At 71.5% G+C, this 10,622-nt stretch carries 8 protein-coding genes; 1 reads left to right on the top strand and 7 read right to left on the bottom strand.

Features of this window, described 5'->3' with window-relative positions; genetic code table 11:
- The 5 genes from ACFV4G_RS26820 to ACFV4G_RS26800 all read right to left on the bottom strand — a co-directional run.
- Positions 1–233, bottom strand: a 233-nt coding sequence (locus ACFV4G_RS26820) for an NDP-sugar synthase (RefSeq protein WP_380444583.1), incomplete at its 3' end; no start/stop codon positions are given.
- Between the two features lie 74 nt (positions 234–307).
- The gene (locus tag ACFV4G_RS26815; RefSeq protein ID WP_380444582.1) at positions 308–1,300 is read right to left on the bottom strand and encodes an SDR family NAD(P)-dependent oxidoreductase; all 993 of its coding nucleotides are present in this window, start codon (positions 1,298–1,300) and stop codon (positions 308–310) included.
- A gap of 132 nt (positions 1,301–1,432) precedes the next feature.
- Positions 1,433–2,956, bottom strand: a complete 1,524-nt coding sequence (locus ACFV4G_RS26810; RefSeq protein ID WP_380444581.1) for a hypothetical protein — start codon at positions 2,954–2,956, stop codon at positions 1,433–1,435.
- A gap of 73 nt (positions 2,957–3,029) precedes the next feature.
- Positions 3,030–4,541, bottom strand: coding sequence for a GT4 family glycosyltransferase PelF (pelF, locus tag ACFV4G_RS26805; protein ID WP_380444580.1), 1,512 nt, complete (start codon positions 4,539–4,541; stop codon positions 3,030–3,032).
- A 116-nt stretch (positions 4,542–4,657) separates the two neighbouring features.
- Positions 4,658–7,015: a hypothetical protein gene (locus ACFV4G_RS26800; RefSeq protein ID WP_380444579.1), complete on the bottom strand. Its 2,358-nt coding sequence runs from the start codon at positions 7,013–7,015 to the stop codon at positions 4,658–4,660.
- A 428-nt stretch (positions 7,016–7,443) separates the two neighbouring features.
- Here ACFV4G_RS26800 and ACFV4G_RS26795 point away from each other — a divergent pair, with 428 nt between their 5' ends.
- A complete protein-coding gene (locus tag ACFV4G_RS26795; RefSeq protein WP_380444578.1) occupies positions 7,444–8,403 on the top strand; it encodes a tyrosine-protein phosphatase in 960 nt (319 codons plus the stop codon).
- Between the two features lie 15 nt (positions 8,404–8,418).
- Here the strand turns inward: ACFV4G_RS26795 and ACFV4G_RS26790 are convergent, their stop codons facing one another.
- Both ACFV4G_RS26790 and ACFV4G_RS26785 read right to left on the bottom strand, forming a co-directional pair.
- Positions 8,419–9,324, bottom strand: a complete 906-nt coding sequence (locus ACFV4G_RS26790; protein ID WP_380444576.1) for an RNA polymerase sigma factor SigF — start codon at positions 9,322–9,324, stop codon at positions 8,419–8,421.
- A gap of 144 nt (positions 9,325–9,468) precedes the next feature.
- Positions 9,469–10,308 carry an RNA polymerase sigma factor SigF gene (locus tag ACFV4G_RS26785; RefSeq protein WP_380444586.1) on the bottom strand — a complete coding sequence of 280 codons (840 nt, stop codon included), beginning with the start codon at positions 10,306–10,308 and terminating at the stop codon, positions 9,469–9,471.
- Positions 10,309–10,622: the final 314 nt, after the last annotated feature.

The following is a 10,622-nucleotide window of genomic DNA, read 5'->3' as shown; positions in this document are numbered from 1 at the left end:
GCGTAGCCGACGCGCAGGCCCCACTGGGAGCCGTTGCCGACGTACGCGCGGATGATGTGGCCGAGGTGGCCGATGGCCAGGGTGACGGTCTTGAAGCCCGCGGCGGCGAGCTGGCGCATCACGATCTCCAGGATCGCGTGCTGGTCGCCGATCGGGACGAGCGGCTTGGGGAGCGCGGTGGTGTACGGGCGGAGACGGACGCCCTTACCGCCGGCCAGGATCACTGCATGCATGGTGTTTCCCCCACGGAAGGTATGTGCAGGACACGAGCCTTGAGAACCAGAGATGGCTGGATCGGTGCGGCGGGTCAGACGTTGTAGATGTCGGTCTTGTAGCGGGCCAGGTTGGCCGGGTCCTGGAAGAACTCGATGGTCTGCTCCAGGCCCTGCTCCAGGCTGAAGCCGGGCGCCCAGCCGGTCGCCTCGCGCAGCTTGGTGGCGTCCGCGACCAGGCGCATGACCTCGGAGTTGGTCGGACGGATGCGCTGCTCGTCCTCCTTGACCACGAGGTCGACGCCCATCAGCTTGCCGACCAGGGTGACCAGGTCGCCCACCGAGATCTCGCCGCCGGTGCCGGCGTTGAAGGTCCGGCCGACCACGGCCTCGGCGGGCGCGGTGCCGACGGTGCGGAAGGCGTTCGCGGTGTCCTTGACGAACATGAAGTCGCGGGTCGGGCGCAGGTCGCCGAGGGTGATCTCGGTCTGGCCGGCGGCGACCTGGGCGATCACGGTCGGGATGACGGCGCGCATCGACTGGCGCGGGCCGAAGGTGTTGAACGGGCGCAGGGTGACGACCGGGGTCTCGAAGCTGGCGTAGTAGCTGTCGGCCAGCCGGTCCCCGCCCGCCTTGGAGGCGGCGTACGGGGACTGGGTGTTGATCGGGTGCTCCTCGGTGATCGGCACGGTCTGCGCGGTGCCGTAGGTCTCGCTGGTCGAGGTGTGCACCAGGCGCTGGATGCCCAGGTGGCGCACCGCCTCCAGCACGTTCAGGGTGCCGGTGACGTTGGTGTCGACGTACGAGTGCGGGGCCCGGTAGGAGTACGGGATCGCGATCAGGGCGGCCAGGTGGTAGACGGTCTCGGTGTTCTTGACCAGGTCGATGACCGAACCCGGGTCCCGGACGTCGCCCAGGATGATCTCGACCGAGTCCAGCACGTCCTTCGGCAGGGTCTCCAGCCAGCCGAACGAGGAGAAGGAGTTGTACTGGACCATCGCGCGGACCTGGTGCCCGTCGGCGACCAGGGTCTCGACGAGGTGGGAGCCGATGAAACCCTCGGCTCCGGTGACGGCGACGCTGCTCATGCGTGATTCGCTTTCTGCTTCTCGGGGGAGCGGCCGGGCCTGTCGCGGTCCGGCCGGTGGTGTTGTCGGCCGGCGCTGCGGTGTGCGTCCGGCCGGGCACGTGGTTCGGTCGTGCGTGTTCTTCGGTGGTGTTCAGCGGTGCTGGGTGGTGCGGCCGAGCACGGGCCCGGCGATGGCGGTGAGGACGAAGGCGGCCGTCCCGCAGCCGATCAGCTGCAGGAGGGTCGGATCCGCACCGGTCAGCAGCCCGGCGCTCTCGGCACCCGCGGCGGCCAGACAGATGAGGGCGGTGCTCCAGCTGAGCCCGAAGGCGTTCAGCAGCAGCGCCAGCCAGAGCGAGCCGCCGAGGAGCAGCAGCGCGCCGAGCTGCGGGACGCCGAGCGCGGGGGCGCCGGGCCACAGCACGGTCGCGGCGGCGTCCAGCGCGGCCACGGTGGTGAGGTAGATGAAGAGGCAGCCGAGCAGCACCCCGCCGGTGCGGCGGACGAACTCGCCGGAGGTGTGGCTGACCCGCAGCGCGGCGACGGCCATCGCCCGGTAGCGGAAGAGCAGCCACTCGGCGAGGCCGAGGCTGAGCGTCAGGGCGATCATGGCCGGGCCGGTGGGGGCGGTGTGGGCGCCCCGCGCGGCGCCGGTCTCGACCGCCTGGTGGATGGTCACGCCGAGGCCGGCGATCAGGGTGAGGGTGCCGCAGGCCAGGCCGAACAGCAGGTGCGGGATCTCCTGACGGAGCTGCAGCCTGGCCGCGGCGGCGTCCTTGGCCTCCTTGTCACCGCGGATGCAGTTGACGAGCTCGCGGACCGCCAGGCCGACGGCCAGCACGAGCGAGCTCAGCAGGACCACCGTCCGGACGACCTGCGGGACGTCCACCGCGAGCACCACGCCCGCGCCGATCGAGGCCGGTGCCAGCGCCAGCAGCAGGAACTTCTCCCGCCCGAGCACCAGCAGCACGGTCGCCGCGCCCAGGTAGGCGGACTGCCCGGCGGCGAACAGCAGGGAGGCGAGCGGCCCGCCGACGACGTACGCCGCGGCGGAGGCGATCAGCGCGCCGATCGGTGCGCCGATGCTCAGGCAGACCGCGGAGTCCCGGCGCCGCAACCGGCTGAGCCAGCGGTACGCGCGGTGCGCGAGCGCCTGGTTGAAGGCCCAGCTGGCGACGGTGGCGACGGTCAGCGCGAGCATGCCCGAGGGCAGGCCGAAGCGCATCCGGGTGGCCGCGAACAGGTTGGCGCCGAGCAGGTAGCCGAGCCCGGGCAGGGCGAACACCAGGCCGCGCACGACGCAGCGCCAGGGGTCGGCCCGCCAGGGGTTGGCGAACTCGGAGCTCGGGCCGGGGTAGCGGCGCTCGACCTTCTCGAACAGCTCCTCGGCGACGGTGAAGGCGTCGGGGCGGCCGTACAGGAGCGCGGCCTGCTCGTCGGAGAGGCCGTCGGACTCCAGGAAGGCCGCGATCTCGAAGGGGTGGACGGCGTCGGCGCAGACGTCGCGCAGCCGCTCTGCGAGTTCGTCCAGCGGGTCCGCGGAGAGGCCGAGCTCCTCCTCGGGCGCCGGCTGGGCCGGCAGGACCGGGCGGCGGCGCCCCCGCGGGAGCGTGCGCAGCTGCATCGTCCGGTCGGCGCCGGCCTCGTCCGGAACGAGGCGAATGGGACCGCTCATGCGCCCACCTCGCTGCACTCGGCGGCCGCTTCGCGGAACGCGCACCTCTTGATGGTTCTCTCGCTGTGCTCGTTCACGCCCCCACCTCGCTCGGCTGGGGCCGGGCGACGGCGAGCTGCTGGTCCCAGTCGGTCGGGACGTCGTCGCCGACGGCCACCACGCCCTCGGGCATCCAGCGGGCGGTGCCGAGGAGCTCGGTGTAGATGCCCCGGAAGCCGTCGATGTTCTGGCGCAGCGTGAACTGCTCGATGACCCGCAGCCGGGCCTGCTCGCCGAGCCGCCCGCGCCGCTCGGCGTCGCGCAGCAGCTCGATCGCGGCGGCGGCCATCGGCTCGGGCTCGCGCGGCGGGACGACCAGGCCGGTGTCTCCGACGGCCTCGCGCACGCCGCCGACGTCCGTCGAGACGGTCGCGCGGCCGCAGGACATCGCCTCGATGAGGGTGAACGGGAAGCCCTCGCTGATGCTGGAGAGCATGACCACGTTGCCCGCCGCGTACGCGTCGGTGATGTCGGCGACGCGGCCTTCGAAGGCCACCGAGTCGGCGATGCCGAGCTCGGCGGCCAGGGCTATGCAGCCGTCCCGGTACGCCTCGCCGCCCTTGGGAGTGCCACCGAAGAGCCGCAGTCGCGCCTCGGGGATCTCCCGCTGGACGATGGCGAAGGCGCGGATCAGCGTCTCCAGGTCCTTGATCGGGTCGACCCGGCCGGCCCAGCTGAGGGTCGGGGTCTGCGGCTCGGGTCCGGCGGGCGGGAAGGCCGCCGGGTCCACGCCGTTGTAGACGGTCCGGATGTTCTCCGACGGGGTGCCGCCGCGCTCCTCCCAGCGCCGGTTGTACCGGTTGCCGGGGGTGACGAGGGCGGCCTGCCGGTAGCTCTCCTCGGCGAGCATCCGGTAGAAGCCGAGCAGCAGCGCCTTGACCGGCCAGCGGTACGGGCCGGTGCGGTAGCCGAGGTAGCGCTCGCGCAGGTAGATGCCGTGCTCGGTGAGCAGGAACGGTACGCCGTACTGCTGGGCGGCGATCAGCCCGGGGAGCGTGGCCAGGCCGCCGCTGGCCGCGTGGGCGACGCCGTCCGTCGGCGGCTCGACCGACAGCGGGCGCAGCGCGTGCTCCAGGAGGTCGGTGGCGTTCAGGGCGTCGTGGAGGGTGGGCCGGGAGACGGCGGTGGGGAGGTAGTCGCGGGTCCAGACGTGCTGGAGGGTGCGCAGGGCCCGCTCGCTGCGCAGCGCGGGGCTGAGCAGTCCGCGCCGGGCGAGGTCGGCGAAGCCGTACAGCTCGGTGCCGAAGTGGGTGGTGTAGACCGGGTCGAGGATGGAGTGCAGGAAGCGCTCGTACGCGTTGAGGAAGCGCCGCATCTCGCTGCCGCGCGGCGCCCTGGCCTCGGCGGCCGGGCCCCACAGCGGTGCGGTGGTGACGGACCGGACGTTGGCGGGCAGCTCCCAGGCGAGCGGCTCGTGACCGGTTCCGGTGACGGCGATGATGTCGAAGTCCACGTCGGGCATGCCCTGAACGAGCTGGTCGCACCAGACGCTCACGCCGCCGTGCTGGTGCGGATACGTCCCCTCGGTGAGCAGGGTGACGCGCATCTCCTGTCCCCCCTCCTGTTCTTGCGTCGGGTGTCCGGCCTGGGTGGCCGGAACGTGGGCCGTGGCAGGGCCGGGCCGGGTTCGCCGGCGCCGGCCCCACCATCGGGTCTTGCGTGTTACCGGGAGCCGGGCTTGCCGGCCTGCTTCTTGTTGAGCCCGGCCGTCCCCCCGGAGGCCACGGAGCTCTTCACGACACCGGCTGCGCCGCCGTTGCCGTTCTGCTGGACGCCCTTGCCGGGCACCGGGGTTCCGCTGCCCGGGACCAGGACCGGAGCCTTGGTGCGGGTGGTGTCGCTGGGGCCGGCGGGGACCGGGGTGGCGACGCCCTGGGGAACCACCTTCTTGTCGGCCGGGGCCGGGGCCGGGACGGACTTGGCCGCGACGCTCGGCGCGACGGCGGCCGGGGCCGCCGGAGTGGCACCCGAGGACAGCTGCAGCGTGACGGAGCTCTGCAGCGCGCCCGGCGCCACCCAGCCGGAAAGCGTACCGGCGTAGGCGGAACCGAAAGCGGTCGAACCGATGGCCAGCTTCTGAGTAGTTCCCGTCGGCATGGTGGCCTCGATCTGAACGCCGGCCGGCGCGGAGACGGTGACGTTGTTGCCGATCTTGTAGGCGGTCACCTGGCCGGCGGCGACGGCCGCGCTCCAGGCCCCGCGCTTCTGGAACTCCTGGCCGATCTCGCGCTCGCCGAGGTTCACGACGGGGGCGCTGTCGGCGTAGAGCGCGCGGTAGTTGCCGAGGATCTTCTCCAGCACCGGGTAGATGATCCGGCCCTCGGAGAGGTTCGACTGGTGGATGTAGTGCGGCCGCGGGTCGTTGCTCATGATGTGGCCGAGGTCGATCCGCGCCTCGAGCGGCACGATGTACGACTGGAAGCCGGTGTTGACGTCCAGCGGCTTGGGCAGGCAGGTGGAGCTGGGGTTGTTCTCGCAGATCCCGCTGCCGCCGTTGGCCTTGCTGGTGTAGATCCAGTTGTACTCGTCGGTCTCCTCCACCGCCGAGCCGGCGTTGTAGAAGACGTTCATCGGGTAGCGCGGCACGGTCAGCGTGGAGGGGCCGACGGCCCGCTGGCCGGACTCGCGGGAGGCGTCGCTGCCGGTGAACCTGATGCCGTTGGCGGCCAGCGCCGGCGCCAGGTTCGGGTTGTCGCTGGTCTCCTGCGGGGCGGTCAGCAGCCCGGAGTGCTCGCCGGTGACGAGGACCTGCGGGTCGACCTTGGTGAGGCCGTTCTTGGTGGCCCAGTCGAAGTTGTTCTTGACCTGGGTCTGGATGGTGTTCTGGTCGACCCAGACGGTGTTGCCGGTGGCGTCCTTGGTGCAGCGCCACGGCACCACGGTGACGTCCTGGACGCAGCCCAGGTACGGGTGGCTGTAGGTGTGGTTGACCCAGCGGTAGCTGTTCTGGTCGGCGATCAGCTGCTGCGCCGTCGGGTCGACCGTGGTGCTGTGGTCGGCCTTCCAGTCCTCGCTGCCGCCGCCGTTGTACAGCAGGTCCAGCGTGAAGTTGTTCGTGGTCATCCACTGCTTGGCGTACTGCGCGTCGGCGGGGCTCATCCGGATCGGGGTGCCGGTGTCCGGGGTGCCGGGCGGGCAGGTCACGTCGCCGGGGGTGCACTTCAGGGTGGTCGACCAGCGGTCGTCCGCCAGGAGGACGTCGTCGATGTGGGCCGCGAAGTAGTTGCGGTCGTACCCGAGGTGGACGCCCTGGGTGATCCAGTCGACCATGCCGCGCGCCAGCAGGCGGTACTGCTGCTGGTACTGGTTGTAGACGAACGTGACGACCAGTTCCTTGCGGCCGTCGTGGGTGTACTCACCGACCAGCGAGCCGCGCGAGGAGGCGCCCGGGATCGGGGCGTCGACGAGCGGGGTGAACGAGGCGCCGGCCGGGAGGCTCGCCAGGGGGGTGGCGAGGTACCCGTAGCTCTCGCTGACGTTCGGGTCGTTGTCCTCGAAGGGCACGGCGCCCTTCAGGTAGCCGAACGGGCCCGAAGTGCCGGCGGTGGTGGTGGCGGCCTGGAAACCGTCCAAGGTGCCAATGTAACCGGGATTTTGGGCCCAGTTCAGACCGACCGCCGGGCTGGCGAACGTGTACGCGTCGATCTGGCGGACGTTGAATGCCGCCTCGTACGTCGCGATCGCCGTCATCTCGGCCGGCGAGTTGGCGAAGGGGTTTTCGTTGGGCATCACGATGCCCTGGTACTTGCCCCGCGGCAGCCCGTTGATCGTGTCGCTCAGGAAAGCGGCGTTGATGACGGGGCGGTTGGGGTCGCTGAGGGTGACGACCTTGTACGGGGTGCCCTGGCTCTTCAGTTCGGCCGTGATGGCCGCGACGGAGGGACCGCCGTCGTCGATGACGAGGACGGTGAGGTCGATCCTCGGCGTCGTGGTGTCGCCGTGGGCCAGGGTGATCTGCAGGCCGCTGGCCAGCAGAACTGCCGCCGCGCAGGCGGCAACTCTTCGGGTCGCTCGACCCATGGTGATCCTCCCCTTGGGACAGGCGCATCGCTGCTCGGCGGTCGCCTGCCCTGTAGCTGTTCGCGGGCAGCAGGACTGCCCGGCGCCCATCCTGGTCGAGGGTCGGCTCCGCGAGGGACCAATTGGGCGAGAGTGCAGCAAACCTGTTACCAACGTTCATGGCGAAGCCATGAAGGCGCTGATTGTGACCGGAACAGCATCGGCCATGCAAATGATGAATTGAAAATGAAAAACCGGAACCTGAGTGCTACGCGTCGTTACCAAGCGTTGTTACCGCTCGGGCGAGGTGGTGGGGCCCGGCGGACACCTACACTGGGGTCGTTGCGCATGACACTCTCGCACATCTCGCCGCCGCATTGGGCAGGTTCATGCAATATCGGGCACCGCTGTGCCATGTGACAGTCCGAATATGCAATGGAGGCGCCCGCATGGCCGATCAGCAGACCGAGGCCGGGGGATTCGGCGGCGTCCGGAATGCGGTGTCCAAGTGGAACGGAATGCCCCAGGTCGGGCGCAGTCTCGGTCTGCGCGGCGCGGTCAATGCCCGCGATCTGGGGGGCTGCCGGACGGCCGACGGAAGGGTCCTTCGCCCCGGGACGGTCCTGCGCAGCGATGGCCTGAACCACGTCACCGAGGATGACCTGAACGCGCTCCGGGCCCTCGGGCTGCGCCGCGTGGTCGACCTCCGCAGCCTCGACGAGGTCCGCGAGGCCGGCCCCGACCGCGTCCCCGGACTCCCCGTCCCCGAGCTCGCCCGCGACCTCCCCGCGGGCACCGCGCTGACCGTCGAACCGGACGCCGAGGACGGCGTGACCCTGCACCATCTCCCGGTGTTCGCGCCCGATTTCGACATTTACGTGACGCTGCGCGACGCCCTGGCCGACCGCAGCCCGGCGAGGCAGCGCGCGCTGCTCGGCGACGGCCGCGCCGCCGCGATGATGACCGGGCTCTACCGCTGGTTCGTCACCGACGGGCTCGCACGCGAACGGTTCGCGGACGTGCTGCGCCTGCTGGCCGCCCCGGACGGCCCGCCGCTGCTGTTCCACTGCACGGCCGGCAAGGACCGCACCGGCTGGGTCTCGGCGCTGCTGCTGACCGCCCTGGGCGTCGACCGCGAGGCCGTCGTCGCGGACTACCTGCTGACCAACGAGCGCGCGGCGCCGGTCGTCGCGCGGGTGATGGACGACTTCGGCACCCGGGGCCTGATGCACGAGCCGCGGCTGCTGCTGCCGGTGTTCCGGGCCGACGCCGCCTACCTGACGGCGGCCTTCGAGGAGATCGAGGCCGGCTGGTCCGGCTTCGCGGCGTTCTGGCACGACGGCCTCGGCCTGGACGACGGCGTGCTGGCCGGGCTCCGCGACAACCTGCTGGACGGCGCGGCGGGCTGAGCCCCGCCGCGCTCGTCAGCCCTCGCTGATGAGCCCCTCCCGGAGCTGGGTGAGGGTCTTGGTGAGCAGCCGGGAGACGTGCATCTGGGAGATCCCGATCTCCTCGCCGATCTGCGACTGGGTCAGGTTCCCGAAGAAGCGCAGCATGATGATCCGGCGCTCGCGCGGCGGCAGCTTGGCCAGCAGCGGCTTGAGCGACTCCCGGTACTCGACGCCCTCCAGCGCGAGGTCCTCGTAGCCGAGCCGCTCGGCCAGCGGCCCGTCGCCGTCCTCCTCGCTCGGGCTGGAGTCGAGCGAGCTCGCGGTGTAGGCGTTGCCGACCGCGAGTCCCTCGACCACGTCCTCCTCGCTGACGCCGAGGCAGGCGGCCAGCTCGGGCACGGTGGGGGAGCGGTCCAGCCGCTGGGCCAGTTCGTCGCCGGCCTTGGTGAGGGCGAGCCGCAGCTCCTGGAGGCGCCGCGGCACCCGGACGGACCAGCTGGTGTCCCGGAAGAAGCGCTTGATCTCGCCGACCACCGTGGGCATCGCGAAGGTGGGGAACTCCACCCCGCGCTCCGGGTCGAACCGGTCGATCGCCTTGATCAGCCCGATCGTGCCGACCTGGACGATGTCCTCCATCGGCTCGTTGCGGCTGCGGAAGCGCGCCGAGGCGTAGCGGACCAGCGGCAGGTTGAGCTCGATCAGGGTGTCGCGGACGTAGGCGTGCTCCGCGCTGCCGGGCTCCACGGCGGCCAGCCGCAGGAAGAGCGAGCGGGAGAGCGTGCGGGTGTCCAGCCCGGCGCCGGCTGACGCCGCGGGGGGCGTGTCGGGGACGGGCGGTGCGGTGGACGGCCCCCGCTGCAGCGGGATGCGCTCCTCGGCGACCGCGGTGCTGTTGGCCTGACCAGTGTGGATCTCCGCAGTGCCCAGCTCTCCGGACATGCGCCCACCCCCTTGTGACTGACGGTTGAACGGGCGCCGACGCGCGGATGTTCCCGGCGACGGCCCTCCCCCTCCATACCGGCACACGATCCCCGGCAAACCCGATCGTCGCAAGATGTCACGCGGCGGTAACGCGGAGCGATGTCACTCTTCCCAGGAGTTGCCGGTGCGAAGCCTCGTCAGGATCCGCGAGAGCAGCCGGGAGACGTGCATCTGCGACATCCCGAGCTCGGTGCTGATCTGGGACTGGGTCAGGTTGGCGAAGAACCGCAGCATGACGATCCGTCGCTCCCGCTCGGGCAGCTGGACCAGCAGGTGGCGGACCACGTCCCGGTGCTCGACCTCGGCGAGCGCGGAGTCCTCGTAGCCGAGGCGGTCCAGCAGGGCGAGCCCGCCCTCGTGTTCCTGGGCCGCCTCCAGGGACGCCGCGTTGTAGGCCCGCCCGGCGTCCAGGCAGGCCCGGACGTCCTCCTCGGGGATGCGCAGGCTCGCGGCGATCTCGGGCACCTTGGGGGCCCGTCCGTGCAGCACCGTCAGCTCCTCCATGGCGCCGCTGACCTGCACCCACAGCTCCTGGAGCCGGCGCGGGACGTGCATCGTGCGGACGTTGTCCCGGAAGTAGCGCTTGATCTCGCCGAGGATGGTGGGCAGCGCGTAGGTGGGGAACTGGACGCCCCGGGTGGGGTCGAACCGGTCGATCGCGTTGATCAGGCCGATGGTGCCGACCTGGACGACGTCCTCCATGGGCTCGCTGCGGCTGCGGAAGCGGGTGGCCGCGTAGCGCACCAGCGGGATGTTCACCTCGATGAGCGCGGCGCGCACCCGCTCGCGCTCGGGCGCGTCGGGGGGGAGCTCGGCCAGGCGCTCGAACAGCACCCGGGTCAGCGTCCGGACGTCGACCACCGGGCGTCCGCCGGGGCCGCGCAGGCCGTCCGGCCGGAGCTCGCCGGCCGGACTGATGATCCCCGCGAGCGCCTCGTCCACGGACACGTCACCCCTCCCAAAGTCGACTACGGCGGGCCCTGCGGAGCGGGTGTCGTGGCTGGTTCTTCACCTCGCCATGTCCGGCAAAACCGGTCATAGCATCACAAGGCGGGCGCAGGTCGGGCAAGCACCCGGTGGAGGTGTGTTGATGCGGTGCCGGGCCTGCACGGGGCCGATCGGGGAGGCGCCGCAAGGATCGTTCCCGGACGGACCGCGGGGCCCCCCCCCCGCCGCAGGGGGCGGGCCCCCCCCCCATCCGGGGGACCCCCCCCCCCCGGGGGGGGGTGATGAACGCGGAGTGAGCCGAAACCCAC

Source organism: Kitasatospora sp. NPDC059747 (assembly GCF_042732955.1).
Lineage (GTDB): Bacteria > Actinomycetota > Actinomycetes > Streptomycetales > Streptomycetaceae > Kitasatospora.
The sequence above is the reverse complement of the archived record's forward strand: the minus strand, read 5'-3'. Positions and strand labels throughout refer to the sequence as shown.